This window comes from Pseudomonas sp. EL_65y_Pfl1_R83 (genome assembly GCF_963970695.1).
Classification (GTDB): Bacteria; Pseudomonadota; Gammaproteobacteria; order Pseudomonadales; family Pseudomonadaceae; genus Aquipseudomonas; species Aquipseudomonas tritici.
The window spans coordinates 82,886-108,835 of record NZ_CAXAQI010000020.1 but is presented as its reverse complement, the minus strand read 5'-3'; the positions used below and the strand labels follow the sequence as shown (position 1 = coordinate 108,835).

Genomic DNA, 25,950 nt, shown 5'->3' with positions numbered 1-25,950 from the left:
TCCCGAACTCAGTAGTGAAACGATGCATCGCCGATGGTAGTGTGGGGTTTCCCCATGTGAGAGTAGGTCATCGTCAAGATTAAATTCCGAAACCCCTGTTTGCTAACGCAAACAGGGGTTTTGTTTTTGGCGGTTGGAAAGTTCGAAGAGGCTCATCTCGGCAGCCCTCAGGGCTAACGCTCGGCCTTTCTATGCAACGACTCTGCGCATGGCTATCATGCGTGCCTCATTGTGAGGCGATACCTGAATGCTGACGTTGTTAAAACTTCTGAAAGATGGCCGATTCCATTCCGGAGAAGCACTTGGCGCCGCCCTGGGCGTCAGTCGCAGCGCTGTCTGGAAGCAGCTCCAGCACCTTGAGGCTGAATTGAATCTGCCCATCCACAAGGTTCGTGGCAAAGGGTATCAATTGGCGTCACCGCTGGTTTTCTTGAGTGCTGAGGACATTGCGCTTAATGCACCTTCCTTGGCGTGGCCCGTTCATATCTCTGACTCCATTGATTCCACGAATGCCGAAGCCTTGCGTCTTGTTAATGCAGGGTGCGCGGCTCCGTTCTTGGTGCTTGCGGAGCAGCAAACGGCTGGAAGAGGCAGGAGGGGGCGAAAGTGGGTCAGCCCGTTTGCACAGAATGTGTATTACAGCCTCGTATTGCGCATCGAGGCTGGTCTGCGGCAGTTGGAGGGCCTGAGCCTGGTGGTGGGCCTGGCAGTCATGCAGGCCTTGCGCGAGTCAGGTGTGCAGGGGGCGGCACTGAAGTGGCCAAACGATGTCTTGGTAGGGCAGAAGAAGATTGCCGGGATTTTGCTGGAGTTGGTAGGAGACCCTGCTGATATCTGTCACGTTGTTCTCGGAATTGGTATCAACGTCAATATGCAGAGAGCTGACGAGGTCGATCAGCTATGGACTTCCGTGCAGCTCGAGACGGGCTCTTCTGTCGATCGCAACGCTCTGGCGGCGCGATTGGGCCTGCAATTGCAAAGCTACCTTGATCAACACGGGGCACACGGTTTTGTCGCGCTCCAAGAAGAGTGGGAGCAAAATCACGCATGGCAGGGGCGGTCAGTATCCCTCATTGCCGGCGTTAACCAGGTTGACGGGGTTGTATTGGGTGTAGATCGTCAGGGAGCGTTGCGCCTGAGTGTCGATGGCGTTGAGAAAATATACAGTGGTGGTGAGTTAAGCCTGAGGCTGCGTGATGATTCTTGAGCTCGACTGCGGGAATAGCTTTATTAAATGGCGAGTGCTTGATTCGGATAGGGCGAGTGTCTCGGCGGAGGGGGTTGTTGGTTCGGATCTGGCGTTGATTGAAAGCCTTGTCGCGGTCCCCGGGTTGCTGCTGACACGCTGCCGATTGGTAAGCGTTCGTGCCCTGGAGGAAACAAGCAAATTAGTTACGGCTCTGTATGAGGCTTTCGGCGTTGTTGTTGCCTGCGCTGGTCCCGCGCGAGAAATGGCCGGAGTGCGTAACGGCTACGAAGATTTCGAGCGTCTGGGTCTTGATCGCTGGTTAGCGATGCTTGGTGGATTCAAGCTGGCGCGCGGCGCTTGCCTGGTGCTCGATTTTGGCACCGCAGCAACGGCGGATTTTATTACGGCTGATGGTGAGCATCTGGGCGGCTTTATATGTCCAGGCATGCCTCTGATGCGCAGCCAACTGCGTACTCATACGCGCAAGATTCGTTACGACGACGCTGCTGCTGAAAGAGCGCTGGAGTATCTCTTGCCAGGTCGTACGACTGTGGAGGCTGTAGAGCGTGGCTGTACGTTGATGTTGAGAGGGTTTGTACTAACTCAATTGGAGCTGGCGCGGAGCTACTGGGGTGATGACTTCACTGTGTTCCTGACTGGCGGGGATGCTGATCTGATATCGGATGCGGTGCCACAGGCCCGGCTCGTTCCTGATCTGGTTTTTGTCGGTTTGGCGATGGCGTGCCCTTTGTCCTGAGGTGATTATGCGTTGGCTTTTTTTACTTTTACTTGTTCTCAACGCCTTCTACTACATTTGGCATCAGCAAGAAGCACCGTTGCGCGCTAAAGATGTCACGCCTCTAAGTCTCTACAAGGGGTCGCAGCAGGACATTCGTCTATTGAGTGAGTCCTCTGACACGGTAATGCGCAGGGAGCGAGCACGAGCGCCTGAGGCACAAAATACGTGCCTGTACATCGGCGGATTTGCGGATCAACGCCAGGCGCGGCTCGTTGAGCAGCGCCTCACAAGCCTGGATATAAAGGTCAGGGTCCAATTGCTGCATACTGCTGATGCTTCCGGCTACTGGCTTCGGGTTGCCCCTGAAAGTCGACGCCTTGCTGACGATCTGCCCTTTGAAAGCCTTGCTAAGGAATTCAATGAGTTAAAACATAAGATAATGTTGTGCGAAGGCGTTGCAACTCTCGAATAGTTTGCATAGAATGGCGCCCGCTTCGCAGTGAAGACCTTCTGGGTCAGCAGTGCGACGCGAAGGTCAACGCAGCTAACCTCATATTTTTAATGAGAAAATGCTTGACAGAAGGCCGGCGTGATGTAGAATGCCGGCTCGCTTAGGAGGGGTTCCCGAGCGGCCAAAGGGATCAGACTGTAAATCTGACGTCTACGACTTCGAAGGTTCGAATCCTTCCCCCTCCACCATTTTTAGCGTGAGCTGCAAGCTCCGCGGGTATAGTTTAGTGGTAGAACCTCAGCCTTCCAAGCTGATGATGCGGGTTCGATTCCCGCTACCCGCTCCAAGTTTGCAGGTTGTGCAAGGTATTTTGCTCTTGTAGCTCAGTTGGTAGAGCACACCCTTGGTAAGGGTGAGGTCAGCGGTTCAAATCCGCTCAAGAGCTCCATATAACAAGGCAGATATGAAAATATCTGCCTTTGTTTTAACAGCTAATCTCGGCTTGATGGTGTTTTGCCTGGTGTTGTCAGGTGATTTCAAGCCTCTAGAGGTTGGTTGTTGTAAAGTCTTTTTCAGGCCTGCATAATGGTCGGCCTGATTTTGTTTTAGGTCAGTAGCTCAATTGGCAGAGCGACGGTCTCCAAAACCGTAGGTTGGGGGTTCGATTCCCTCCTGACCTGCCAGATTCACGTGGTGTGTCTGGCTTTCTTTTCACAGGATCTTCATAGATGACTCCTAAGGCTGAAGCTCAAAGCTCTCGTTTCGATTTAGTCAAGTGGCTCGCCGTAGTCGCCTTGGTGGTCGTAGGCGTTGTTGGCAATCAGTACTATTCTGCTTCGCCGATCCTGTACCGTGTGCTCGCTTTGCTTGCCCTTGCTGCTGTGGCTGTTTTTGTTGGCCTGCAGACTGCCAAGGGTAAGTCTTTTGCGGTACTGGTAAAGGAAGCTCGCACCGAAATACGTAAAGTCGTTTGGCCGACTCGCCAAGAAACCACGCAGACCACGTTGATTGTTGTGGCTGTTGTTCTGGTTATGGCGTTGCTGTTGTGGGGGCTTGATTCCCTGCTCGGCTGGCTTGTTTCCTTGATTGTTGGCTAAGGGTGTCCCGTGGCTAAGCGTTGGTACGTTGTGCATGCTTACTCGGGTTACGAGAAGCATGTTATGCGCTCTTTGCTGGAGCGCGTAAAGCTGGCAGGTATGGAAGATGGCTTCGGCGAAATTCTGGTTCCCACTGAAGAAGTGGTTGAAATGCGGAATGGTCAGAAGCGCAAAAGCGAACGCAAGTTCTTCCCTGGCTACGTGCTGGTACAGATGGACATGAATGAAGGTACTTGGCACTTGGTCAAGGACACTCCTCGTGTCATGGGTTTCATTGGCGGTACCGCTGATAAGCCTGCTCCTATCACCGATAAAGAGGCAGAAGCAATTCTGCGTCGTGTTGCTGATGGTAGTGACAAGCCTAAGCCGAAGACGCTTTTCGAGCCGGGTGAGGTTGTTCGTGTCACAGATGGTCCGTTTGCTGATTTCAACGGTACTGTCGAAGAAGTTAACTACGAAAAGAGCCGCATCCAAGTGGCAGTGCTCATTTTCGGTCGTTCTACTCCGGTAGAGCTGGAGTTCAGCCAGGTCGAGAAGGTCTAGCTGAGCAAGCATCCCAACCCCGCAGCCTAGGCTGTGGGGTTTTGTCGTCACTGGGATAAACGCGCAAGTAACCGGGGAGCCTTTAGAGGCGTTCGAACCCGTAATTGGAGTGCCTCATGGCCAAGAAGATTACCGCTTACATCAAGCTGCAAGTGAAGGCCGCTCAGGCCAACCCTAGCCCACCCGTCGGTCCAGCTCTGGGTCAGCACGGCGTGAATATCATGGAATTCTGCAAGGCCTTCAACGCCCGTACTCAGGGTATTGAGCCAGGTCTGCCGACTCCAGTGATCATCACTGTATACAGCGACCGTAGCTTCACTTTCGAAACCAAGTCGACCCCGGCTTCGGTTTTGCTGAAGAAAGCTGCTGGTCTGACTAGCGGTTCCGCTCGTCCGAACACCGTTAAGGTTGGCACCGTGACTCGTGCTCAGCTGGAAGAAATCGCGAAAACCAAAAACGCGGATCTGACTGCAGCTGATATGGATGCAGCCGTGCGTACCATCGCCGGTTCTGCTCGTAGCATGGGCCTTAACGTGGAGGGTGTGTAATGGCTAAGCTGACCAAGCGCCAAAAGGCTATCGCCGGCAAAATCGAAGCGGGCAAGGCCTACAATTTTGTAGACGCTGCTGCCCTGCTGACCGAGCTGTCGACTGTCAAGTTCAGCGAGTCCGTTGACGTTGCTGTAAATCTGGGTGTTGACCCACGTAAATCCGACCAGGTCGTTCGTAGCGCAACTGTGCTGCCACACGGTACTGGCAAGACTGTACGTGTAGCTGTCTTCACCCAAGGCCCGGCAGCTGAAGCTGCTCTGGCCGCCGGCGCTGATCGCGTTGGCATGGACGACCTGGCTGCCGAAATGAAAGGCGGCGACCTGAACTATGACGTAGTTATTGCTTCCCCGGATGCAATGCGCGTTGTAGGTCAGTTGGGTCAGATCCTCGGTCCGCGTGGCCTGATGCCTAACCCTAAAGTCGGCACCGTAACGCCAGACGTAGCTACCGCGGTTAAAAACGCCAAGGCTGGTCAGGTTCGTTATCGCACCGACAAAAACGGCATCATTCACACCTCCGTTGGCAAAGTCGGCTTTGATGCCGTCAAGCTGAAGGAAAACGTTGAAGCCCTGATCGCTGATTTGAAGCGTATCAAGCCTGCTTCCTCGAAAGGTATCTACGTCAAGCGCGTTACCCTGAGCACCACTATGGGCCCAGGTCTGGTCATCGACCAAGGCTCGCTGGACGTATAAGACACAGATTGGCGCGAGCGATTGCGCCAATTGAAAAATTGGGGTCCCTGCCTGGCGGGGGCTATCCAAGACCGTAGGCGACGCAAGTCTTAAACCACAAGCCTACGCAGATGGTGCTCCCGGTTCCTTACCGAATCAGACACCAAAACGACATCCGGCTCCGGCCAGATGAAACGGTAACAAGCAGGAGTTAAACCCGTGGCAATTAATCTCGAAGACAAGAAGGCCATCGTCGCTGAAGTCAACGAGGCTGCCAAAGCTGCTCTGTCCGCTGTCGTGGCTGATGCCCGTGGTGTGACAGTAAGCGCTATGACCGGACTCCGTAAAGAGGCTCGTGAAGCTGGCGTATACGTACGTGTTGTGCGTAACACCCTGCTTAAGCGCGCTGTTGCTGACACTGAATACAGTGTTCTCAACGACGTGTTCACAGGCCCGACCCTGATTGCTTTCTCCACCGATCATCCGGGTGCTGCTGCCCGTTTGTTCAAAGAGTTCGCAAAGGGTCAGGACAAGTTCGAGATCAAGGCAGCTGCGTTCGAGGGCAAGTTCCTCGCAGCTAACCAAATCGACGTACTGGCAACACTGCCGACCCGTAACGAAGCTATTTCTCAGCTGATGAGCGTGATTCAAGGCGCTACCAGCAAGTTGGCTCGTACTCTGGCCGCAGTTCGCGAGCAAAAAGAAGCTGCCGCAGCCTAAAGCTGAGCAAGTTCTCTCGCGTATTTTTGTTTATTTCGATGGCCGCGTAGGCCGTCCCCCAATTCAGGAAATACAGCAATGTCTATCTCCCAAGACGATATCCTCAACGCCGTAGCTGAAATGTCGGTTCTGCAGGTTGTTGAGCTGATCAAAGCTTTCGAAGAAAAATTCGGCGTTTCCGCTGCCGCTGCTTCCGCTGGTCCAGCTGTTGCTGCTGTTGCTGCTGAAGAGCAAACCGAATTCAACGTTATGCTGCTGGAAGCTGGCGAGAAGAAAGTAAACGTGATCAAGGCAGTACGTGAACTGACCGGTCTGGGCCTGAAAGAAGCCAAGGCTGTAGTTGACGGCGCTCCTGCCCAGGTTCTGGAAGCAGTGTCGAAAGACGCCGCCGACAAAGCCAAAGCTACTCTGGAAGAAGCAGGCGCTAAAGTCGAGCTGAAGTAAGCATCGACCTTGCGTCTCCAGCCCACGCGTCAAGCTGAAGGCTGATGGCTGGTGGCTCTTGCCACCGGCCTTTTTCCGTTCTTGGCTGTCGACTCGGTCGCCGCCATTAACGCGCTGTAGCCACCCGATGCGGTGGTGCAAACCATGGGGTTTGCAAGATTTTCTGGCTGCTCCCGTCGGGAGGGCCAAACAAGCAGGTGACCAAGCTGGGGAACGCTGATGGCTTACTCATATACTGAGAAAAAACGTATCCGCAAGGACTTTAGCAAGTTGCCGGACGTCATGGATGTCCCGTACCTTCTGGCTATCCAGCTGGATTCGTATCGTGAATTCTTGCAGGCGGGAGCGACTAAAGATCAGTTCCGCGACGTGGGCCTGCATGCGGCCTTCAAATCCGTTTTCCCGATCATCAGCTACTCCGGCAATGCTGCGCTGGAGTACGTCGGTTATCGCCTGGGCGAACCGGCATTTGATGTCAAAGAATGCGTGTTGCGCGGTGTCACGTACGCCGTACCTTTGCGGGTAAAAGTCCGCCTGATCATTTTCGACAAAGAATCGTCGAACAAAGCGATCAAGGACATCAAAGAGCAAGAAGTCTACATGGGCGAAATCCCACTGATGACTGAAAACGGTACCTTCGTTATCAACGGTACCGAGCGTGTAATCGTTTCCCAGCTGCACCGTTCCCCGGGCGTGTTCTTTGACCACGACCGCGGCAAGACGCACAGCTCCGGTAAGCTCCTGTACTCCGCGCGGATCATTCCGTACCGTGGTTCGTGGTTGGACTTCGAGTTCGACCCGAAAGACTGCGTGTTTGTGCGTATCGACCGTCGTCGTAAGCTGCCGGCCTCGGTACTGCTGCGCGCGCTCGGCTATACCACTGAACAAGTGCTGGATGCCTTCTACACCACCAACGTATTCAGCCTGAAGGGTGAAACCCTCAGCCTGGAACTGATCGCATCGCGTCTGCGTGGTGAAATTGCCGTCCTGGACATCCAGGATGAGAAGGGCAAGGTCATTGTTGAAGCGGGTCGTCGTATTACTGCGCGCCACATCAACCAGATCGAAAAAGCCGGTATCAAGTCGCTGGACGTTCCTCTGGAATACGTCCTGGGCCGCACCACCGCCAAGGTCATCGTTCACCCGGCTACAGGCGAAATCCTGGCTGAGTGCAACACCGAGCTGAATACCGAGATCCTGGCCAAAATCGCCAAGGCTCAGGTTGTCCGCATCGAGACCCTTTACACCAACGACATCGACTGCGGTCCGTTTGTCTCCGACACCTTGAAGATCGACTCCACCAGCAACCAATTGGAAGCGCTGGTCGAGATCTATCGCATGATGCGTCCTGGCGAGCCTCCAACCAAAGACGCTGCCGAGACTCTGTTCAACAACCTGTTCTTCAGCCCTGAGCGCTATGACCTGTCTGCGGTCGGCCGGATGAAGTTCAACCGTCGTATCGGTCGTACCGAGATCGAAGGTTCGGGCGTGTTGTGCAAAGAAGACATCGTTGCGGTCCTGAAGACTCTGGTCGACATCCGTAACGGCAAAGGCATCGTCGATGACATCGACCACCTGGGTAACCGTCGTGTTCGCTGTGTCGGCGAAATGGCCGAGAACCAGTTCCGCGTTGGCCTGGTGCGTGTTGAGCGCGCGGTCAAAGAGCGTCTGTCGATGGCCGAAAGCGAAGGCCTGATGCCGCAAGACCTGATCAACGCCAAGCCAGTCGCTGCGGCGGTGAAAGAGTTCTTCGGTTCCAGCCAGCTCTCGCAGTTCATGGACCAGAACAACCCGCTCTCCGAGATCACCCACAAGCGCCGTGTATCTGCACTGGGCCCGGGCGGTCTGACGCGTGAGCGTGCGGGCTTTGAAGTTCGTGACGTACACCCGACGCACTACGGTCGTGTTTGCCCGATCGAAACGCCGGAAGGTCCGAACATCGGTCTGATCAACTCCCTGGCTGCCTATGCGCGCACCAACCAGTACGGCTTCCTCGAGAGCCCGTACCGTGTGGTGAAAGACGCTCTGGTCACCGACGAGATCGTGTTCCTGTCCGCCATCGAAGAAGCTGATCACGTGATCGCTCAAGCTTCGGCCACGATGAACGACAAGAAAATGCTGATCGACGAGCTGGTAGCTGTTCGTCACTTGAACGAGTTCACCGTTAAGGCGCCGGAAGACGTCACCTTGATGGACGTATCGCCGAAGCAGGTAGTTTCGGTTGCAGCGTCGCTGATCCCGTTCCTGGAACACGATGACGCCAACCGTGCGTTGATGGGTTCCAACATGCAGCGTCAAGCTGTACCCACCCTGCGTGCTGACAAGCCGCTGGTAGGTACCGGCATGGAGCGTAACGTAGCCCGTGACTCCGGCGTATGCGTCGTGGCTCGTCGTGGCGGCGTGATCGACTCTGTTGATGCCAGCCGTATTGTGGTTCGTGTTGCCGATGACGAAGTTGAAACTGGCGAAGCCGGTGTCGACATCTACAACTTGACCAAGTACACCCGCTCCAACCAGAACACCTGCATCAACCAGCGTCCGCTGGTGAGCAAGGGTGATCGGGTTCAGCGCAGCGACATCATGGCAGACGGTCCTTCCACCGATATGGGCGAGCTGGCACTGGGTCAGAACATGCGCATCGCGTTCATGGCCTGGAACGGTTACAACTTCGAAGACTCCATCTGCCTGTCCGAGCGTGTGGTTCAGGAAGATCGCTTCACCACGATCCACATTCAGGAACTGACCTGTGTGGCACGTGACACCAAGCTTGGGCCAGAAGAGATCACTGCAGACATCCCGAACGTGGGTGAAGCTGCACTGAACAAGCTGGACGAAGCCGGTATCGTTTATGTAGGTGCTGAAGTTGGCGCAGGCGACATCCTGGTCGGTAAGGTCACTCCGAAAGGCGAGACCCAACTGACTCCGGAAGAGAAGCTGTTGCGTGCCATCTTCGGTGAAAAAGCCAGCGACGTTAAAGACACCTCCCTGCGTGTACCTACCGGTACCAAGGGCACCGTCATCGACGTACAGGTCTTCACCCGTGACGGCGTTGAGCGTGATGCTCGCGCACTGTCCATCGAGAAGACCCAGCTCGACGAGATCCGCAAGGACCTGAACGAAGAGTTCCGTATCGTTGAAGGCGCGACCTTCGAACGTCTGCGTTCCGCTCTGGTAGGCCACAAGGCTGAAGGCGGCGCAGGTCTGAAGAAAGGTCAGGACATCACCGACGAAATCCTCGACGGTCTCGAGCATGGCCAGTGGTTCAAACTGCGCATGGCTGAAGATGCTCTGAACGAGCAGCTCGAGAAAGCCCAGGCTTACATCGTTGATCGTCGCCGTCTGCTGGACGACAAGTTCGAAGACAAGAAGCGCAAACTGCAGCAAGGCGATGACCTGGCTCCAGGCGTGCTGAAAATCGTCAAGGTTTACCTGGCAATCCGTCGTCGCATCCAGCCGGGCGACAAGATGGCCGGTCGTCACGGTAACAAAGGTGTGGTGTCCGTTATCATGCCGGTTGAAGACATGCCGCACGATGCCAATGGCACTCCGGTGGACGTGGTCCTCAACCCGTTGGGTGTACCTTCGCGTATGAACGTTGGTCAGATCCTTGAAACCCACCTGGGCCTCGCGGCCAAAGGTCTGGGCGAGAAGATCAACCGCATGATCGAAGAGCAGCGCAAGGTCGCAGACCTGCGTAAGTTCCTGCACGAGATCTACAACGAGATCGGCGGTCGCAACGAAGAGCTGGATACCTTCACTGACCAGGAAATCCTGGATCTGGCGAAGAACCTGCGCGGCGGCGTTCCAATGGCTACCCCGGTGTTCGACGGTGCCAAGGAAAGCGAAATCAAGGCCATGCTGAAACTGGCAGACCTGCCAGAAAGCGGCCAGATGCAGCTGTTCGACGGCCGTACCGGCAACAAGTTTGAGCGTCCGGTTACTGTTGGCTACATGTACATGCTGAAGCTGAACCACTTGGTAGACGACAAGATGCACGCTCGTTCTACCGGTTCGTACAGCCTGGTTACCCAGCAGCCGCTGGGTGGTAAGGCTCAGTTCGGTGGTCAGCGTTTCGGGGAGATGGAGGTCTGGGCACTGGAAGCATACGGTGCTGCTTACACTCTGCAAGAGATGCTCACAGTGAAGTCGGACGATGTGAACGGTCGGACCAAGATGTACAAAAACATCGTGGACGGCGATCACCGTATGGAGCCGGGCATGCCCGAGTCTTTCAACGTGTTGATCAAAGAAATTCGTTCCCTCGGCATCGATATCGATCTGGAAACCGAATAACACGTGACGCGAATCGAGAGCGGGGCTGTTTAGCCCGCTCTCTGCTCCGCCAGGAGGAAAGGCCTTGAAAGACCTACTGAATTTGCTGAAAAACCAGGGTCAAGTCGAAGAGTTCGACGCCATCCGTATTGGATTGGCATCGCCTGAGATGATCCGTTCGTGGTCGTTCGGTGAAGTTAAAAAACCGGAAACCATTAACTACCGTACGTTCAAACCTGAACGTGACGGCCTGTTCTGCGCCAAGATCTTTGGCCCGGTTAAGGATTACGAGTGCCTGTGCGGTAAGTACAAGCGCTTGAAGCACCGTGGTGTGATCTGCGAGAAGTGCGGCGTTGAAGTTGCACTGGCCAAGGTTCGTCGTGAGCGTATGGCGCACATCGAACTGGCTTCGCCGGTTGCGCACATCTGGTTCCTGAAATCGCTGCCGTCCCGTATCGGCTTGCTGATGGACATGACCCTGCGTGATATCGAACGCGTTCTCTACTTCGAGAGCTACGTCGTTATCGACCCGGGCATGACCACCCTTGAAAAAGGTCAGTTGCTGAACGACGAGCAGTACTTCGAAGCGCTGGAAGAGTTCGGCGACGATTTCGATGCCCGCATGGGTGCTGAAGCTGTCCGTGAACTGCTGCACGCTATCGACCTGGAACACGAGATTGGCCGTCTGCGTGAAGAAATTCCGCAAACCAACTCCGAAACCAAAATCAAGAAGCTGTCCAAGCGTCTGAAGTTGATGGAAGCCTTCCAGGGTTCCGGCAACTTGCCAGAGTGGATGGTGCTGACCGTTCTGCCGGTTCTGCCGCCAGACCTGCGTCCGCTGGTACCGTTGGACGGTGGTCGTTTCGCGACGTCCGACCTCAACGACCTGTACCGCCGCGTGATCAACCGTAACAACCGCTTGAAGCGCCTGCTCGATCTGTCCGCTCCGGACATCATCGTGCGCAACGAAAAGCGTATGTTGCAAGAAGCTGTCGATGCCTTGCTCGACAACGGTCGTCGTGGTCGTGCCATTACCGGTTCCAACAAGCGTCCTCTGAAATCCCTGGCTGACATGATCAAGGGTAAGCAAGGTCGTTTCCGTCAGAACTTGCTCGGTAAGCGCGTTGACTACTCCGGTCGTTCGGTAATTACCGTAGGCCCGACCCTGCGTCTGCACCAGTGCGGTCTGCCTAAGAAGATGGCACTTGAGCTGTTCAAGCCATTCATCTTCGGCAAGCTGGAAATGCGCGGTCTTGCGACCACCATCAAAGCGGCCAAGAAAATGGTCGAGCGCGAACTGCCAGAGGTTTGGGACGTTCTCGCTGAAGTGATTCGCGAACACCCGGTTCTCCTCAACCGTGCACCGACCCTTCACCGTCTGGGTATCCAGGCGTTTGAACCAGTTCTGATCGAAGGTAAGGCTATCCAGCTGCACCCTCTGGTCTGTGCTGCGTACAACGCCGACTTCGACGGCGACCAAATGGCCGTGCACGTACCGCTGACACTGGAAGCCCAGTTGGAAGCGCGTGCGTTGATGATGTCGACCAACAACATTCTGTCGCCAGCCAACGGTGAGCCAATCATCGTTCCGTCGCAGGACGTTGTATTGGGTCTGTACTACATGACCCGTGAAGCGATCAACGCCAAAGGCGAAGGTCGTGTGTTCGCTGACCTGCAAGAAGTTGACCGTGTGTTCCGTGCCGGCGAAGCCGCACTGCACGCCAAGGTCAAAGTGCGGATCAACGAAACCGTCAACGACCGTGACGGTGGCAGCGTGAGCGGCACTCGTATTGTCGACACCACTGTCGGCCGTGCGCTGTTGTATCAAGTTGTGCCCAAAGGTCTGTCGTACGACGTCGTCAACCTGCCGATGAAGAAAAAGGCGATCTCCAAGCTGATCAACCAGTGCTACCGCGTGGTTGGTTTGAAAGAGACCGTGATCTTCGCTGACCAGCTGATGTACACCGGTTTTGCTTATTCGACCATCTCCGGCGTTTCCATCGGCGTTAACGACTTCGTTATCCCTGATGAAAAAGCCCGCATCATCGCGGCTGCAACCGATGAAGTGAAAGAGATCGAAAGCCAGTACGCCTCGGGCCTGGTAACACAGGGTGAGAAGTACAACAAAGTGATCGACCTTTGGTCCAAGGCCAACGACGAAGTGTCGAAGGCGATGATGGCTAACCTCTCGAAAGAGAAGGTTATCGACCGTCATGGCGTAGAAGTCGATCAAGAGTCGTTCAACTCGATGTACATGATGGCCGACTCGGGCGCACGGGGTTCTGCCGCGCAGATCCGTCAGCTCGCCGGTATGCGTGGCCTGATGGCCAAACCGGACGGTTCCATCATCGAAACGCCGATTACTGCGAACTTCCGTGAAGGTTTGAGCGTACTTCAGTACTTCATCTCGACTCACGGTGCTCGTAAAGGTCTGGCGGATACCGCGTTGAAAACCGCTAACTCCGGTTACCTGACTCGTCGTTTGGTAGACGTTGCGCAAGACTTGGTTGTGACTGAAGTTGACTGCGGTACCGAGCACGGTCTGCTGATGACTCCGCACATCGAAGGCGGCGACGTTGTAGAGCCGTTGGGCGAACGCGTACTGGGCCGAGTCATTGCCCGTGACGTATTCAAGCCAGGTACCGAGGAAGTTATCGTTCCTGCTGGCACCCTGGTGGATGAAAAGTGGGTCGAGTTCATCGAACTCAACAGCATCGACGAAGTGATCGTTCGCTCGCCGATCAGCTGCGAAACCCGCTACGGCATCTGCGCCAAGTGCTACGGCCGTGACTTGGCTCGTGGTCACCAGGTGAACATCGGTGAAGCGGTCGGCGTTATCGCTGCTCAGTCCATCGGTGAGCCGGGTACCCAGCTGACCATGCGTACGTTCCACATCGGTGGTGCGGCAAGCCGGACCTCCGCAGCCGACAGCGTTCAGGTGAAGAATGGCGGTACCGTCCGTCTGCACAACCTGAAACACGTTGAGCGAGTGGATGGTTGCCTGGTTGCGGTGTCCCGTTCCGGTGAGCTGGCTATCGCTGATGACTACGGTCGTGAGCGTGAGCGTTACAAGCTACCGTACGGTGCTGTGATTTCGGTTAAAGAAGGTGACAAGGTCGACGCTGGCGCAATCGTGGCCAAGTGGGATCCGCACACTCACCCAATCGTTACCGAAATGAAAGGTACCGTGACCTACGTGGGCATGGAAGAAGGCATCACGATCAAGCGTCAGACTGACGAATTGACCGGTATGACCAACATTGAAGTACTCGACGCGAAAGATCGTCCAGCTGCCGGTAAAGACATCCGTCCTGCCGTGAAGATGGTCGATGACAACGGCAAGGATCTGTTGCTGCCAGGCACTGACGTAATCGCTCAGTACTTCCTGCCAGCCAACGCCCTGGTCGGTGTAGCGGATGGTGCGAAGATCGCGATCGGTGATGTTATCGCGCGTATCCCGCAAGAAACTTCGAAGACCCGTGACATCACCGGTGGTCTGCCGCGTGTTGCCGACTTGTTCGAAGCGCGTCGTCCGAAAGAAGCGTCGATTCTGGCTGAGGTCAGCGGCACCATCGCGTTCGGTAAAGAGACCAAAGGCAAGCGTCGTCTGGTCATTACCCCGAACGACGGTAGCGATCCGTACGAAGAGCTGATTCCGAAGTGGCGTCACCTGAACGTCTTCGAAGGCGAACAGGTAAACCGCGGCGAAGTTATCTCCGACGGCCCTAGCGATCCACACGACATCCTGCGTCTGCTGGGTGTGAGTGCGCTGGCCAAGTACATCGTTAACGAGATCCAGGACGTTTATCGCCTGCAAGGCGTGAAAATCAACGATAAGCACATCGAGACCATCCTGCGTCAGATGCTGCGTAAAGTTGAGATCGCTGAATCCGGCGATTCCAGTTTCATCAAGGGCGACCAGATGGAATTGACTCACGTACTCGTAGAGAACGAGCGTCTGGCTGGCGACGAGAAATTCGTTTCCAAATTCACTCGTGTGCTGCTGGGTATCACGAAGGCGTCGTTGTCCACTGAGTCGTTCATCTCGGCGGCCTCCTTCCAGGAGACCACTCGTGTACTGACCGAAGCAGCGGTAACTGGCAAGCGCGATTACCTGCGCGGCCTTAAAGAAAACGTGGTTGTGGGTCGTTTGATCCCAGCCGGTACCGGTTTGGCTTACCACAGCGAGCGCAAGCGCCGCCGTGATGCTGACAAGCCGCTGCGCGTGAGCGCCAGTGAAGTGGAAGCTGCACTGACCGAAGCGCTGAACTCTAGCGGTAACTGAGTTCTGCGATAAATAAGTCTGGGCCCTGGCAGCCCCCATTCGTCGGATCGAGGCAGTTTTGCCCCGGTTCGATGAGAGGGGATGTCGGGGCCTTGCCTTGACTGGGGGCAAGATCCTCTTTAGACTCTTGTACCCCTAAATTTGGCGGGAATTCGTTCCTGCCATTTTGCTTTTCTTGCAAGACAATAGCGTCGCAAGACAACAGTGGAGCTAGTAGATGGCAACTATCAACCAGCTGGTACGTCAGCCGCGTAAGCGTATCGTCGAGAAGTCCGACGTGCCTGCGCTGCAGAACTGCCCGCAACGTCGTGGCGTATGCACTCGCGTGTATACCACTACGCCGAAAAAACCTAACTCGGCACTGCGTAAAGTATGCCGTGTGCGCCTGACCAACGGTTTCGAGGTTTCCTCGTACATCGGTGGTGAAGGTCACAACCTGCAAGAGCACAGCGTGGTACTGATCCGCGGCGGTCGTGTAAAAGACTTGCCAGGTGTTCGTTACCACACCGTACGCGGCTCCTTGGATACTTCCGGCGTTAAAGGTCGTAACCAGGGTCGTTCGAAGTACGGTACCAAGAAGCCTAAGTAGTAGCGGCTTTTTGTAAAACTGAATCATCTTATTTTCTGAGTCGATAAGAGTAAGGTCGGAGCCGTGCCGAAAGGGTGCTAATTCCGAGCGAACCTGAAGACCGTTTGAGGGCTTATCCATGCCAAGAAGACGCGTAGCAGCCAAGCGCGAAGTGCTTGACGATCCAAAATACGGAAGCCAAATCCTGGCCAAGTTCATGAACCACGTGATGGAAAGCGGCAAGAAAGCCGTTGCCGAACGTATCGTTTATGGCGCGCTGGAAAAGGTTAAAGAACGCAAGAACAGCGACCCCCTGGAAATCTTCGAGAAAGCTCTCGACGCCATCGCTCCGCTGGTCGAAGTGAAGTCGCGCCGCGTAGGCGGTGCTACTTACCAGGTTCCGGTTGAAGTTCGTCCGTCCCGTCGTAACGCTCTGGCAATGCGCTGGTTGGTAGACTTCGCCCGTAAGCGCGGCGAGAAGTCTATGGCCCTGCGTTTGGCTGGCGAACTGTTGGACGCTGCTGAAGGTAAAGGTGCTGCTGTTAAGAAGCGTGAAGACGTGCACCGTATGGCTGAAGCTAACAAAGCTTTCTCGCACTACCGCTTCTAATCTTAGCTTCACTAATTTTGCGAGGGCTTTATGGCTCGTACTACTCCGATTAGCCGTTATCGTAACATCGGTATCGTTGCTCACGTGGATGCTGGTAAAACCACCACCACCGAGCGCGTACTGTTTTACACCGGCAAAAGTCACAAGATGGGCGAGGTGCATGATGGCGCCGCGACCACAGACTGGATGGTTCAGGAGCAGGAGCGTGGTATTACCATTACTTCTGCTGCTATTACCGCCTTCTGGAAAGGTTCCGAGAAGCAGTACAAAGATGAGCACCGCTTCAACGTAATCGATACTCCGGGTCACGTGGACTTCACCATTGAAGTTGAGCGTTCCCTGCGTGTGCTCGACGGCGCTGTCGTTGTGTTCTGCGGCACCTCGGGTGTTGAGCCTCAGTCGGAAACCGTATGGCGTCAAGCCAACAAATACGGCGTTCCACGTCTTGTTTACGTAAACAAGATGGACCGTGCTGGTGCGAATTTCCTGCGCGTGATCGCTCAGATCAAGCAGCGTCTGGGTCACACTCCGGTGCCAATCCAGTTGGCTATCGGTTCCGAAGACAATTTCCAAGGCCAGATCGATCTGCTGACCATGGAAGCTGTTTACTGGAACGACGCTGACAAAGGTATGGTTCCTGTTCGCAAGCCTATCCCTGCTGAACTGCAGGAGCTGGCTGACGAATGGCGCAACAACATGGTTGAAGCTGCGGCCGAAGCCAGCGAAGAGCTGATGAACAAGTACCTCGAAGGTGAAGAACTCACCAACGTGGAAATCAAGGCTGCTCTGCGTCAGCGTACTATCGCTGGTGAGATCGTCTTGGCTGTTTGCGGTTCCTCGTTCAAGAACAAGGGTGTTCCCCTGGTTCTCGATGCTGTGATCGACTACCTGCCGGCACCAGTTGATATTCCTGCCATCAAGGGTACTGACCCTGATGACGAGACTATCGAGCTGGAGCGTCATGCAGACGACGCAGAACCGTTCTCCGCTCTGGCATTTAAAATTGCCACTGACCCATTCGTGGGTACCTTGACCTTCGTCCGTGTTTACTCGGGCGTGTTGAACTCCGGCGACGGCGTGATCAACTCGGTTAAAGGCAAGAAAGAGCGCGTGGGTCGTATGGTGCAAATGCACGCAAACGCCCGCGAAGAGATCAAGGAAGTACGCGCTGGTGACATCGCGGCCTTGATCGGCATGAAGGACGTCACCACCGGTGAGACCTTGTGCAGCGCTGACAAGCCAATCATCCTGGTTCGCATGGACTTCCCGGAGCCGGTTATTTCGGTTGCCGTAGAGCCTAAGACCAAGGATGACCAGGAAAAAATGGGTATCGCTCTGGGCAAACTTGCTCAGGAAGATCCATCTTTCCGTGTCAAGACTGATGAAGAGACTGGTCAAACGATCATCTCCGGCATGGGCGAGCTTCACCTGGACATCCTGGTTGACCGGATGCGCCGTGAGTTCAACGTCGAAGCCAACATCGGTAAGCCTCAGGTTTCCTATCGTGAGCGCATCACGAAGAACTGTGAAATCGAAGGCAAGTTCGTTCGTCAGTCCGGCGGTCGTGGTCAGTTCGGTCACTGCTGGATCCGTTTTGCTCCTGCTGACGAAGGTCAGGAAGGTCTGCAATTCGTGAACGAAGTAGTAGGTGGTGTGGTTCCTAAGGAATACATCCCTGCTATCCAGAAGGGTATCGAAGAGCAGATGAAGAACGGTGTTGTTGCCGGCTATCCGCTGATCGGCCTGAAAGCAACCGTTTTTGACGGTTCTTACCACGACGTCGACTCCAACGAGATGGCGTTTAAGGTGGCTGCTTCCATGGCAACCAAGCAACTGGCCCAGAAGGGCGGTGGTGAGTTGCTTGAGCCAATCATGGCGGTAGAAGTTGTTACACCTGAAGACTATATGGGTGATGTCATGGGCGACCTTAACCGTCGTCGCGGCATGATCTTGGGTATGGAAGACACGGTTTCCGGCAAAGTGATTCGCGCCGAGGTTCCGTTGGGTGAGATGTTCGGTTATGCGACCGACGTTCGCTCCATGTCTCAGGGTCGCGCAAGCTACTCTATGGAATTCAAAAAATACAACACAGCTCCGGCGCACATCGCTGAAACTGTATCCAAAAAACAAGGCTGATTCAGTCCTTTAGGCAAGGAGTTAATTGTCGTGGCTAAAGAAAAATTTGATCGTTCCCTACCGCACGTCAACGTTGGCACCATCGGTCACGTTGACCACGGTAAAACCACTCTGACTGCTGCTCTGACTCGCGTTTGCTCCGAAGTTTTCGGTTCTGCAATCGTTGATTTCGATAAAATCGACAGCGCACCAGAAGAGAAAGCTCGTGGTATCACCATCAACACCGCGCACGTTGAATACAACTCGCTGATCCGTCACTACGCTCACGTTGACTGCCCAGGTCACGCTGACTATGTGAAGAACATGATCACCGGTGCTGCTCAAATGGACGGCGCTATCCTGGTTTGCTCGGCCGCTGATGGTCCGATGCCACAAACCCGTGAGCACATCCTGCTGTCCCGTCAGGTAGGCGTTCCGTACATCGTGGTTTACCTGAACAAGGCTGACCTGGTAGACGACGCTGAGCTGCTGGAACTGGTTGAGATGGAAGTGCGCGATCTGCTGAGCACTTACGACTTCCCAGGCGACGACACTCCGATCATCATCGGTTCTGCTCGTATGGCTCTTGAAGGCAAAGACGACAACGAAATGGGCACCACGTCCGTTCGTAAACTGGTTGAGACTCTGGACAGCTACATCCCAGATCCAGTTCGTGTTATCGACAAGCCGTTCCTGATGCCAATCGAAGACGTATTCTCGATCTCCGGTCGCGGTACTGTTGTGACTGGTCGTATCGAGCGCGGTATCGTTAAGGTTCAAGATCCACTGGAAATCGTTGGTCTGCGTGACACTACTGTCACCACCTGCACCGGTGTTGAAATGTTCCGTAAACTGCTCGACGAAGGTCGTGCGGGCGAGAACTGCGGCGTTCTGCTGCGTGGTACCAAGCGTGACGACGTTGAGCGTGGCCAGGTTCTGGTTAAGCCAGGTTCGGTTAAGCCGCACACCAAGTTCGAAGCAGAAGTGTACGTGCTGAGCAAAGAAGAGGGCGGTCGTCACACTCCGTTCTTCAAAGGCTACCGTCCACAGTTCTACTTCCGTACTACTGACGTGACTGGTAACTGCGAGCTGCCGGAAGGCGTTGAGATGGTAATGCCGGGCGACAACATCAAAATGGTTGTTACCCTGATCAAAACCATCGCAATGGAAGACGGCCTGCGTTTCGCTATTCGCGAAGGCGGCCGTACCGTTGGTGCTGGCGTTGTAGCTAAAATCATCGAGTAATTATCTCTTCTGAGGTAGTTTCGATGTTTTGAGAGGGCCCCCGCTTAGCGGGGGCCTTTTTTATTGGGTTGACACCTATCTGGGGCGTCTATAGAATTGCGCCTCCTTTTAACGGGCGTATTGCGCTCGCTGGGAATAGCAGCCGGAGTCTGAAATCCAATGCAAAATCAGCAAATCCGTATCAGGTTGAAGGCTTTTGACCATCGCCTGATCGACCAATCCACCCAGGAAATCGTGGAAACCGCGAAACGTACTGGTGCTCAAGTGCGTGGTCCAATTCCACTGCCTACCCGTAAAGAGCGGTTCACCGTTCTGGTCTCCCCGCACGTCAACAAAGACGCGCGTGACCAGTACGAGATCCGTACTCATAAGCGCGTACTGGACATCGTCCAGCCAACGGATAAAACCGTTGACGCACTTATGAAGCTCGATCTGGCGGCCGGTGTGGAAGTACAGATCAGCCTCGGCTAAGACTTGGGTCTTAGTCGTGTAACGCTCTGAAATGGGCGGCCATAGCGGGTGAAAGCCCCGTACACTCATGAGGTTTACAACATGACTATTGGTGTAGTCGGTCGTAAATGCGGTATGACCCGTATTTTCACCGAAGAAGGTGTCTCCATTCCGGTTACGGTCATTGAGATCGAGCCGAATCGCGTCACCCAGTTCAAAACTGAAGAGACCGATGGCTATCGTGCAGTGCAAGTCACTGTCGGCGAGCGTCGTGCTTCGCGTGTGACTGCTGCTCAAGCAGGTCACTTCGCTAAAGCAAACGTTGCAGCTGGTCGCACTGTTATGGAGTTCCGTCTCGAAGATGGCGACTACCAGGCTGGCGATCTGATCAACGCTGAAATCTTCGCCGCTGGTCAACTGGTTGATGTAACCGGTCAGTCCAAAGGTAAAGGCTTCCAGGGTACGATCAAGCGTTGGAATTTCCGTGGCCAAGACAACACTCACGGTAACTCCGTCTCCCACCGCGTCCCGGGCTCTATTGGCCAGTGCCAGACTCCTGGTCGTGTATTCAAGGGCAAAAAAATGTCCGGTCATATGGGCGCTGAGCGCGTGACCGTGCAGTCCCTCGAAGTAGTGCGCGTCGACGCTGAACGCAATCTGTTGTTGGTCAAGGGTGCTGTTCCTGGCGCTACTGGCGGCAACCTGGTTGTACGTCCAGCGGCCAAGGCTCGCGGTTAAGGGGAAGCTGACATGCAATTAAATGTAAATGACGCTCAAGCGATCGAAGTTTCCGAACTGACATTTGGCGGCGAATTCAACGAGACGCTGGTTCACCAAGCAGTCGTGGCCTACATGGCCGGCGGCCGTCAAGGTAGCAAGCAGCAAAAGACCCGTTCCGACGTTCGTGGTGGCGGTAAGCGCCCTTGGCGTCAGAAAGGTACTGGCCGTGCTCGTGCCGGTACTATCCGTAGCCCAATCTGGCGTGGCGGTGGTACCACTTTCGCAGCTCGTCCACAGGATCACTCGCAGAAGCTCAACAAGAAGATGTATCGCGCAGCACTGCGCTCCATCCTTGCTGAACTCGTGCGTACCGATCGTCTGGTTGTGGTTCAGGACTTCGCTGTTGAAAGTCCAAAAACTAAAGACCTGCTGGGCAAACTGAACGACATGAGTCTGACCGACGTTTTGATCGTGTCTGAAGCTGTTGATCAGAACCTGTACCTGGCTGCTCGCAACCTGCCACACGTTGATGTACGTGACGTGCAAGGTTCCGATCCAGTTAGTCTGATCGCATACGACAAGGTGTTGATCACCGTGTCGGCCGTGAAGAAATTCGAGGAGCTGCTGGGATGAACCAGGAACGCGTATTTAAAGTTCTGCTTGGCCCGCACGTTTCCGAAAAGGCTACGGTTCTGGCTGACAAGAAAGGCCAGTTCGTTTTCAAGGTTGCAACTGACGCAACCAAGCTGGAAATCAAGAAGGCCGTCGAAAGCCTGTTCAGCGTGAAAGTAGAGCGTGTTACTACCCTGAATGTTCTGGGTAAGAGCAAGCGCACTGCTCGCGGTCTGGGCAAGCGTAATGACTGGAAGAAGGCAGTTATCTCCCTTCAGCCAGGCCAAGATCTCGATTTCAGCAGCAGTGCTGAGTAAGGAAGGGGTGCATCATGGCAATCGTTAAATGCAAACCGACTTCCCCTGGCCGCCGTTTTGTGGTCAAGGTGGTCAACCAGGAGCTGCATAAAGGCGCTCCTCACGCACCGCTGCTCGAGAAAAAATCGAAGACTGGTGGTCGTAACAACAATGGTCGTATTACCACTCGTCACATCGGTGGTGGCCATAAGCAGCATTATCGTCTGGTCGATTTCCGTCGCAACGACAAAGATGGCATCTCTGCCACTGTCGAGCGTATTGAATACGATCCAAACCGTACTGCTCACATCGCTCTGCTGCTGTACGCAGATGGCGAGCGTCGCTACATCATCGCCCCTAAAGGCGTGAGCGCTGGCGACCAGCTGATCGCAGGTGCCTTGGCACCGATCAAGCCGGGCAACGCTCTGCAACTGCGCAACATTCCAGTTGGTAGCACCGTACACGGCATCGAATTGAAGCCAGGTAAAGGCGCACAGATCGCTCGTTCCGCTGGTGCTTCGGCTCAGTTGATCGCTCGTGAAGGTGTCTACGTGACCCTGCGTCTGCGTTCTGGTGAGATGCGTAAAGTGCTGGCTGAATGCCGCGCGACCTTGGGTGAAGTCTCGAACTCCGAGCACAGCCTTCGTTCGCTGGGTAAAGCTGGTGCCAAACGCTGGCGTGGCGTTCGCCCAACCGTTCGTGGTGTTGCCATGAACCCGGTTGACCACCCACACGGTGGTGGTGAAGGTCGTACCTCTGGTGGTCGTCATCCGGTATCGCCATGGGGCTTCCCGACTAAGGGCGCGAAGACTCGTGGTAATAAGCGTACCGACAAAATGATCGTCCGTCGTCGCAAGTAAATAGAGGGATACGACAGTGCCACGTTCTCTGAAAAAAGGTCCTTTTATTGATCTTCACCTACTGAAGAAGATCGAAGTGGCGGCGGAAAAGAACGATCGCAAACCAGTTAAGACCTGGTCGCGTCGTTCGATGATCCTGCCACAAATGGTCGGTTTGACCATCGCTGTACACAACGGTCGCTTGCACGTCCCAGTTCTCGTGAACGAAGACATGGTCGGCCACAAACTAGGCGAGTTTGCCGGTACCCGCACATATCGTGGGCACGTGGCAGACAAGAAAGCCAAGCGTTAAGGGGTTAGGAAATGGAAGTAGCCGCTAAGTTGTCGGGCGCTCGAATCTCCGCCCAGAAAGCCCGCTTGGTCGCCGACCAGATCCGCGGGAAGAAGGTGGGCGAAGCGCTCAACCTGTTGGCTTTCAGCAGTAAGAAAGCCGCCGAGATCATGAAGAAAGTGCTGGAGTCGGCCGTAGCCAACGCCGAGCATAACGAAGGCGCAGACGTTGATGACCTGAAGGTCAGCACCGTTTTCGTCAACGAAGGGCGTTCGCTGAAGCGCATCATGCCACGTGCCAAAGGCCGTGCTGATCGCATCGTCAAGCGGTCTTGCCATATCACTGTCAAGGTTGCTGACAAGTAACGGAGTCGAAGAGATGGGTCAGAAAGTACATCCCATTGGCATTCGCCTGGGAATCGTCAAGGAGCACACCTCCGTCTGGTACGCAGACGGTCGGACTTATGCGGACTATTTGTTCGCTGATCTGAAGGTGCGTGAGTATCTCCAAGACAAACTAAAAAGCGCGTCCGTAAGCCGTATCGATATCCATCGTCCGGCACAAACTGCACGTATCACCATCCACACCGCTCGTCCAGGTATCGTTATCGGGAAGAAAGGTGAAGATGTTGAGAAACTGCGTCAGGACCTGACCAAGCAAATGGGTGTGCCTGTGCACATCAATATCGAAGAGATCCGCAAACCGGAGCTCGACGGTATGCTGGTTGCGCAGAGCGTAGCTCAGCAGCTGGAGCGTCGCGTAATGTTCCGTCGCGCTATGAAGCGCGCTGTACAGAACGCCATGCGCATTGGTGCCAAAGGCATCAAAATCCAAGTGAGCGGTCGTCTCGGCGGTGCTGAAATCGCACGTACTGAATGGTATCGCGAAGGTCGTGTGCCACTGCACACCCTGCGTGCCGACATCGACTATGCCAACTACGAAGCTCACACCACTTACGGTGTGATCGGTGTAAAGGTTTGGATCTTCAAAGGCGAAGTAATTGGTGGTCGCCAAGAAGAACTGAAACCACAAGCACCAGCGCCTCGTAAAAAAGCTGCTAAGTAAGGGGTACGCCAAATGTTGCAACCTAAGCGTACGAAGTTCCGCAAGCAGATGACAGGCCACAACCGTGGTCTGGCTCAGCGCGGTAGCAAAGTCAGCTTCGGCGAGTTCGCGCTGAAGTCTGTAGCTCGTGGTCGTCTCACCGCTCGTCAGATCGAGTCAGCGCGTCGTGCTCTGACCCGTCACGTTAAACGTGGCGGCAAGATCTGGATCCGTGTATTCCCGGACAAGCCTATCTCCAAAAAGCCCCTCGAAGTTCGTATGGGTAAAGGTAAGGGTAACGTGGAGTACTGGGTTGCCCAGATTCAGCCAGGCAAAGTCCTGTATGAAATCGAGGGTGTTACTGAAGAGCTGGCGCGTGAGGCTTTTGCCCTGGCTGCTGCAAAGCTGCCGCTCGCCACCGCCTTTGTTAAACGGACGGTGATGTGATGAAAGCGAATGAACTTCGTGAAAAATCCGCACAGCAGCTGAACGAGCAATTGCTCGGCTTGCTGCGCGACCAGTTCAATCTGCGTATGCAGAAAGCAACTGGCCAGTTGGGGCAGTCTCATCTGCTCTCGCAAGTTAAGCGTGACATCGCTCGCGTGAAGACTGTGCTCAACCAGCAGGCAGGTAAGTGATCATGGCTGAAGCCGAAAAGACTGTCCGTACGCTGACTGGCCGTGTTGTCAGCGACAAGATGGACAAAACCATCACCGTACTGATCGAGCGTCGCGTTAAGCACCCGATCTACGGTAAATATGTTAAGCGTTCGACTAAGCTGCACGCGCACGACGAAACCAACCAGTGCCACATCGGCGACAAAGTCACTATTCGTGAAACTCGTCCGCTGGCCAAGACTAAGTCTTGGGCATTGGTTGATGTTCTCGAACGCGCTGTGGAAGTCTAAGGACTAGGGGTCGGAGAAATTATATGATTCAGACTCAATCCATGCTCGATGTGGCCGATAACAGCGGCGCCCGCCGTGTTATGTGCATCAAGGTGCTGGGTGGCTCCCATCGTCGTTACGCTGGTATCGGTGACATCATCAAAGTTACCGTGAAGGAAGCAATTCCTCGCGGTAAGGTGAAGAAAGGCCAAGTGATGACTGCTGTTGTAGTCCGCACTCGTCACGGCGTACGTCGTGCTGATGGCTCCATTATCCGCTTTGATGGCAACGCTGCTGTTCTTCTGAACAACAAGCAAGAGCCGATCGGCACCCGTATCTTTGGGCCAGTGACCCGTGAACTTCGTACTGAGAAGTTCATGAAGATCGTCTCGCTCGCCCCAGAAGTGCTGTAAGGAGATCCGACATGCAAAAGATTCGTCGTGACGACGAGATCATCGTGATCGCCGGCAAAGACAAAGGTAAGCGCGGTAAGGTGCTTAAGGTTCTCGCTAATAACCGTCTGGTTATCGGTGGTCTGAACCTGGTTAAGCGTCATACCAAGCCTAACCCGATGTCGGGCGTACAAGGCGGTATCGTCGAGAAAGAAGCTCCGCTGGACGCTTCTAACGTCGCCATTTTCAACGGTGAAACCAACAAGGCTGACCGCGTTGGTTTCAAAGTAGAAGATGGCAAGAAAATTCGTGTCTTCAAGTCGACCCAAAAAGCGGTTGATGCTTGAACACTGCTAGGTAGAAGACCATGGCACGACTAAAAGAGATTTACTGGAAAGAAATCGCACCGAAACTTAAGGAAGAACTTAAGCTTTCGAACGTGATGGAAGTTCCACGCGTTACCAAAATCACCCTGAACATGGGTCTGGGCGAAGCGGTCGGCGACAAAAAAGTCATCGAACACGCCGTTGCTGACCTGGAAAAGATCACCGGTCAAAAAGTCGTTGTGACTTACGCTCGGAAATCCATCGCTGGCTTTAAAGTCCGTGAAGGTTGGCCGATCGGCGTCAAAGTGACTCTGCGCCGTGAGCGTATGTATGAATTCCTGGATCGTCTGCTGTCGATCTCCCTGCCTCGGGTTCGCGACTTCCGCGGCCTGAATGCCAAGTCCTTCGATGGTCGTGGTAACTACAGCATGGGCGTGAAAGAGCAGATCATCTTCCCGGAAATCGACTACGACAAGATCGATGCTCTCCGCGGTCTGGACATCACCCTGACCACCACTGCCAAGAACGATGATGAAGGTCGCGCCCTGTTGCGTGCTTTCAAATTCCCGTTCCGCAACTGATTGGAGTAGGAC

The 25,950-nt window shown here is 54.7% G+C and carries 29 protein-coding genes, 4 tRNA genes and 1 rRNA gene; all 34 read left to right on the top strand.

Going from position 1 to position 25,950, the window contains the following annotated elements; genetic code table 11:
• Window positions 1–79 (top strand): 5S ribosomal RNA (gene rrf / locus AACY08_RS30670); the annotation flags it as partial.
• A 168-nt stretch (window positions 80–247) separates the two neighbouring features.
• Window positions 248–1,207, top strand: coding sequence for a bifunctional biotin--[acetyl-CoA-carboxylase] ligase/biotin operon repressor BirA (birA, locus tag AACY08_RS24280; RefSeq protein ID WP_339471701.1), 960 nt, complete (start codon window positions 248–250; stop codon window positions 1,205–1,207).
• Window positions 1,197–1,946 (top strand): pantothenate kinase, encoded by a 750-nt coding sequence (locus AACY08_RS24275; protein ID WP_339471700.1) that lies wholly within the window; start codon window positions 1,197–1,199, stop codon window positions 1,944–1,946. The genes birA and AACY08_RS24275 overlap by 11 nt, the downstream gene beginning before the upstream one ends.
• A gap of 7 nt (window positions 1,947–1,953) precedes the next feature.
• Entirely contained in the window at window positions 1,954–2,400 is a 447-nt protein-coding gene (locus AACY08_RS24270) for a hypothetical protein (RefSeq protein ID WP_339471699.1), read from the top strand.
• Between the two features lie 142 nt (window positions 2,401–2,542).
• Window positions 2,543–2,627: transfer RNA gene (locus AACY08_RS24265), tRNA-Tyr, on the top strand.
• Between the two features lie 24 nt (window positions 2,628–2,651).
• Window positions 2,652–2,725, top strand: a tRNA-Gly gene (locus tag AACY08_RS24260).
• A gap of 26 nt (window positions 2,726–2,751) precedes the next feature.
• Window positions 2,752–2,827, top strand: a tRNA-Thr gene (locus AACY08_RS24255).
• Window positions 2,828–2,986: 159 nt separating this feature from the next.
• Window positions 2,987–3,062 (top strand) — tRNA-Trp (locus AACY08_RS24250).
• Window positions 3,063–3,107: 45 nt separating this feature from the next.
• Window positions 3,108–3,476 carry a preprotein translocase subunit SecE gene (secE, locus tag AACY08_RS24245; RefSeq protein WP_058414067.1) on the top strand — a complete coding sequence of 123 codons (369 nt, stop codon included), beginning with the start codon at window positions 3,108–3,110 and terminating at the stop codon, window positions 3,474–3,476.
• A 9-nt stretch (window positions 3,477–3,485) separates the two neighbouring features.
• A complete protein-coding gene (gene nusG, locus AACY08_RS24240; protein ID WP_003176436.1) occupies window positions 3,486–4,019 on the top strand; it encodes a transcription termination/antitermination protein NusG in 534 nt (177 codons plus the stop codon).
• A 116-nt stretch (window positions 4,020–4,135) separates the two neighbouring features.
• Window positions 4,136–4,567, top strand: coding sequence for a 50S ribosomal protein L11 (rplK, locus tag AACY08_RS24235; RefSeq protein ID WP_003210097.1), 432 nt, complete (start codon window positions 4,136–4,138; stop codon window positions 4,565–4,567).
• Window positions 4,567–5,262: a 50S ribosomal protein L1 gene (rplA, locus tag AACY08_RS24230; protein WP_003232403.1), complete on the top strand. Its 696-nt coding sequence runs from the start codon at window positions 4,567–4,569 to the stop codon at window positions 5,260–5,262. The genes rplK and rplA overlap by 1 nt, the downstream gene beginning before the upstream one ends.
• 198 nt (window positions 5,263–5,460) lie before the next feature.
• Window positions 5,461–5,961, top strand: coding sequence for a 50S ribosomal protein L10 (rplJ, locus tag AACY08_RS24225; RefSeq protein WP_015886139.1), 501 nt, complete (start codon window positions 5,461–5,463; stop codon window positions 5,959–5,961).
• 78 nt (window positions 5,962–6,039) lie between these two features.
• A complete protein-coding gene (gene rplL, locus AACY08_RS24220) occupies window positions 6,040–6,405 on the top strand; it encodes a 50S ribosomal protein L7/L12 (RefSeq protein ID WP_003176432.1) in 366 nt (121 codons plus the stop codon).
• Between the two features lie 219 nt (window positions 6,406–6,624).
• Window positions 6,625–10,698: a DNA-directed RNA polymerase subunit beta gene (rpoB, locus tag AACY08_RS24215; RefSeq protein WP_339417034.1), complete on the top strand. Its 4,074-nt coding sequence runs from the start codon at window positions 6,625–6,627 to the stop codon at window positions 10,696–10,698.
• Window positions 10,699–10,762: 64 nt separating this feature from the next.
• A complete protein-coding gene (gene rpoC, locus AACY08_RS24210; protein ID WP_049711295.1) occupies window positions 10,763–14,962 on the top strand; it encodes a DNA-directed RNA polymerase subunit beta' in 4,200 nt (1,399 codons plus the stop codon).
• Between the two features lie 217 nt (window positions 14,963–15,179).
• Window positions 15,180–15,551, top strand: a complete 372-nt coding sequence (rpsL, locus tag AACY08_RS24205; protein WP_002555494.1) for a 30S ribosomal protein S12 — start codon at window positions 15,180–15,182, stop codon at window positions 15,549–15,551.
• A 118-nt stretch (window positions 15,552–15,669) separates the two neighbouring features.
• On the top strand, window positions 15,670–16,140 hold the full coding sequence (gene rpsG, locus AACY08_RS24200; RefSeq protein WP_002555493.1) for a 30S ribosomal protein S7: 471 nt from the start codon (window positions 15,670–15,672) through the stop codon (window positions 16,138–16,140).
• 30 nt (window positions 16,141–16,170) lie between these two features.
• A complete protein-coding gene (gene fusA, locus AACY08_RS24195; protein WP_339471698.1) occupies window positions 16,171–18,276 on the top strand; it encodes an elongation factor G in 2,106 nt (701 codons plus the stop codon).
• 30 nt (window positions 18,277–18,306) lie between these two features.
• Window positions 18,307–19,500, top strand: a complete 1,194-nt coding sequence (tuf, locus tag AACY08_RS24190) for an elongation factor Tu (RefSeq protein ID WP_003176426.1) — start codon at window positions 18,307–18,309, stop codon at window positions 19,498–19,500.
• A 159-nt stretch (window positions 19,501–19,659) separates the two neighbouring features.
• The gene (gene rpsJ / locus AACY08_RS24185) at window positions 19,660–19,971 is read left to right on the top strand and encodes a 30S ribosomal protein S10 (protein WP_003186070.1); all 312 of its coding nucleotides are present in this window, start codon (window positions 19,660–19,662) and stop codon (window positions 19,969–19,971) included.
• 81 nt (window positions 19,972–20,052) lie between these two features.
• Complete coding sequence (rplC, locus tag AACY08_RS24180; protein ID WP_003194649.1) at window positions 20,053–20,688, top strand: 50S ribosomal protein L3; 636 nt, start codon at window positions 20,053–20,055, stop codon at window positions 20,686–20,688.
• A 12-nt stretch (window positions 20,689–20,700) separates the two neighbouring features.
• On the top strand, window positions 20,701–21,303 hold the full coding sequence (gene rplD / locus AACY08_RS24175) for a 50S ribosomal protein L4 (protein WP_049711296.1): 603 nt from the start codon (window positions 20,701–20,703) through the stop codon (window positions 21,301–21,303).
• Complete coding sequence (gene rplW, locus AACY08_RS24170) at window positions 21,300–21,599, top strand: 50S ribosomal protein L23 (protein WP_002555488.1); 300 nt, start codon at window positions 21,300–21,302, stop codon at window positions 21,597–21,599. Before rplD ends, rplW begins: the two co-directional genes overlap by 4 nt.
• Before the next feature lie 14 nt (window positions 21,600–21,613).
• A complete protein-coding gene (rplB, locus tag AACY08_RS24165) occupies window positions 21,614–22,438 on the top strand; it encodes a 50S ribosomal protein L2 (protein WP_003176423.1) in 825 nt (274 codons plus the stop codon).
• Window positions 22,439–22,454: 16 nt separating this feature from the next.
• Window positions 22,455–22,730 (top strand): 30S ribosomal protein S19, encoded by a 276-nt coding sequence (rpsS, locus tag AACY08_RS24160; protein ID WP_003232420.1) that lies wholly within the window; start codon window positions 22,455–22,457, stop codon window positions 22,728–22,730.
• Between the two features lie 11 nt (window positions 22,731–22,741).
• Window positions 22,742–23,074: a 50S ribosomal protein L22 gene (rplV, locus tag AACY08_RS24155; protein ID WP_003103908.1), complete on the top strand. Its 333-nt coding sequence runs from the start codon at window positions 22,742–22,744 to the stop codon at window positions 23,072–23,074.
• Window positions 23,075–23,087: 13 nt separating this feature from the next.
• Window positions 23,088–23,774 (top strand): 30S ribosomal protein S3, encoded by a 687-nt coding sequence (rpsC, locus tag AACY08_RS24150; RefSeq protein WP_003176422.1) that lies wholly within the window; start codon window positions 23,088–23,090, stop codon window positions 23,772–23,774.
• A 12-nt stretch (window positions 23,775–23,786) separates the two neighbouring features.
• Complete coding sequence (rplP, locus tag AACY08_RS24145) at window positions 23,787–24,200, top strand: 50S ribosomal protein L16 (RefSeq protein WP_003232424.1); 414 nt, start codon at window positions 23,787–23,789, stop codon at window positions 24,198–24,200.
• Complete coding sequence (gene rpmC / locus AACY08_RS24140) at window positions 24,200–24,391, top strand: 50S ribosomal protein L29 (protein ID WP_002555481.1); 192 nt, start codon at window positions 24,200–24,202, stop codon at window positions 24,389–24,391. The genes rplP and rpmC overlap by 1 nt, the downstream gene beginning before the upstream one ends.
• Window positions 24,392–24,393: 2 nt before the next feature.
• Window positions 24,394–24,660 (top strand): 30S ribosomal protein S17, encoded by a 267-nt coding sequence (rpsQ, locus tag AACY08_RS24135; protein ID WP_003176419.1) that lies wholly within the window; start codon window positions 24,394–24,396, stop codon window positions 24,658–24,660.
• Between the two features lie 23 nt (window positions 24,661–24,683).
• Complete coding sequence (rplN, locus tag AACY08_RS24130) at window positions 24,684–25,052, top strand: 50S ribosomal protein L14 (protein ID WP_002555479.1); 369 nt, start codon at window positions 24,684–24,686, stop codon at window positions 25,050–25,052.
• Between the two features lie 11 nt (window positions 25,053–25,063).
• On the top strand, window positions 25,064–25,378 hold the full coding sequence (gene rplX, locus AACY08_RS24125) for a 50S ribosomal protein L24 (protein WP_003176416.1): 315 nt from the start codon (window positions 25,064–25,066) through the stop codon (window positions 25,376–25,378).
• 20 nt (window positions 25,379–25,398) lie between these two features.
• Window positions 25,399–25,938 (top strand): 50S ribosomal protein L5, encoded by a 540-nt coding sequence (gene rplE, locus AACY08_RS24120; RefSeq protein WP_003176415.1) that lies wholly within the window; start codon window positions 25,399–25,401, stop codon window positions 25,936–25,938.
• The last annotated feature ends 12 nt before the right edge of the window (window positions 25,939–25,950 follow it).

Excerpts from the sequence above, each read along its gene's own strand:
- birA (WP_339471701.1), top strand. The coding sequence starts at position 248 with ATGCTGACGTTGTTAAAACTTCTGAAAGATGGCCGATTCCATTCCGGA.
- AACY08_RS24275 (WP_339471700.1), top strand. The coding sequence starts at position 1,197 with ATGATTCTTGAGCTCGACTGCGGGAATAGCTTTATTAAATGGCGAGTG.
- AACY08_RS24270 (WP_339471699.1), top strand. The coding sequence starts at position 1,954 with ATGCGTTGGCTTTTTTTACTTTTACTTGTTCTCAACGCCTTCTACTAC.
- secE (WP_058414067.1), top strand. The coding sequence starts at position 3,108 with ATGACTCCTAAGGCTGAAGCTCAAAGCTCTCGTTTCGATTTAGTCAAG.
- rplK (WP_003210097.1), top strand. The coding sequence starts at position 4,136 with ATGGCCAAGAAGATTACCGCTTACATCAAGCTGCAAGTGAAGGCCGCT.
- rplA (WP_003232403.1), top strand. The coding sequence starts at position 4,567 with ATGGCTAAGCTGACCAAGCGCCAAAAGGCTATCGCCGGCAAAATCGAA.
- rplL (WP_003176432.1), top strand. The coding sequence starts at position 6,040 with ATGTCTATCTCCCAAGACGATATCCTCAACGCCGTAGCTGAAATGTCG.
- rpoB (WP_339417034.1), top strand. The coding sequence starts at position 6,625 with ATGGCTTACTCATATACTGAGAAAAAACGTATCCGCAAGGACTTTAGC.
- rpsL (WP_002555494.1), top strand. The coding sequence starts at position 15,180 with ATGGCAACTATCAACCAGCTGGTACGTCAGCCGCGTAAGCGTATCGTC.
- rpsG (WP_002555493.1), top strand. The coding sequence starts at position 15,670 with ATGCCAAGAAGACGCGTAGCAGCCAAGCGCGAAGTGCTTGACGATCCA.
- fusA (WP_339471698.1), top strand. The coding sequence starts at position 16,171 with ATGGCTCGTACTACTCCGATTAGCCGTTATCGTAACATCGGTATCGTT.
- rpsJ (WP_003186070.1), top strand. The coding sequence starts at position 19,660 with ATGCAAAATCAGCAAATCCGTATCAGGTTGAAGGCTTTTGACCATCGC.
- rplC (WP_003194649.1), top strand. The coding sequence starts at position 20,053 with ATGACTATTGGTGTAGTCGGTCGTAAATGCGGTATGACCCGTATTTTC.
- rplD (WP_049711296.1), top strand. The coding sequence starts at position 20,701 with ATGCAATTAAATGTAAATGACGCTCAAGCGATCGAAGTTTCCGAACTG.
- rplW (WP_002555488.1), top strand. The coding sequence starts at position 21,300 with ATGAACCAGGAACGCGTATTTAAAGTTCTGCTTGGCCCGCACGTTTCC.
- rplB (WP_003176423.1), top strand. The coding sequence starts at position 21,614 with ATGGCAATCGTTAAATGCAAACCGACTTCCCCTGGCCGCCGTTTTGTG.
- rplV (WP_003103908.1), top strand. The coding sequence starts at position 22,742 with ATGGAAGTAGCCGCTAAGTTGTCGGGCGCTCGAATCTCCGCCCAGAAA.
- rpsC (WP_003176422.1), top strand. The coding sequence starts at position 23,088 with ATGGGTCAGAAAGTACATCCCATTGGCATTCGCCTGGGAATCGTCAAG.
- rplP (WP_003232424.1), top strand. The coding sequence starts at position 23,787 with ATGTTGCAACCTAAGCGTACGAAGTTCCGCAAGCAGATGACAGGCCAC.
- rpmC (WP_002555481.1), top strand. The coding sequence starts at position 24,200 with ATGAAAGCGAATGAACTTCGTGAAAAATCCGCACAGCAGCTGAACGAG.
- rpsQ (WP_003176419.1), top strand. The coding sequence starts at position 24,394 with ATGGCTGAAGCCGAAAAGACTGTCCGTACGCTGACTGGCCGTGTTGTC.
- rplN (WP_002555479.1), top strand. The coding sequence starts at position 24,684 with ATGATTCAGACTCAATCCATGCTCGATGTGGCCGATAACAGCGGCGCC.
- rplX (WP_003176416.1), top strand. The coding sequence starts at position 25,064 with ATGCAAAAGATTCGTCGTGACGACGAGATCATCGTGATCGCCGGCAAA.
- rplE (WP_003176415.1), top strand. The coding sequence starts at position 25,399 with ATGGCACGACTAAAAGAGATTTACTGGAAAGAAATCGCACCGAAACTT.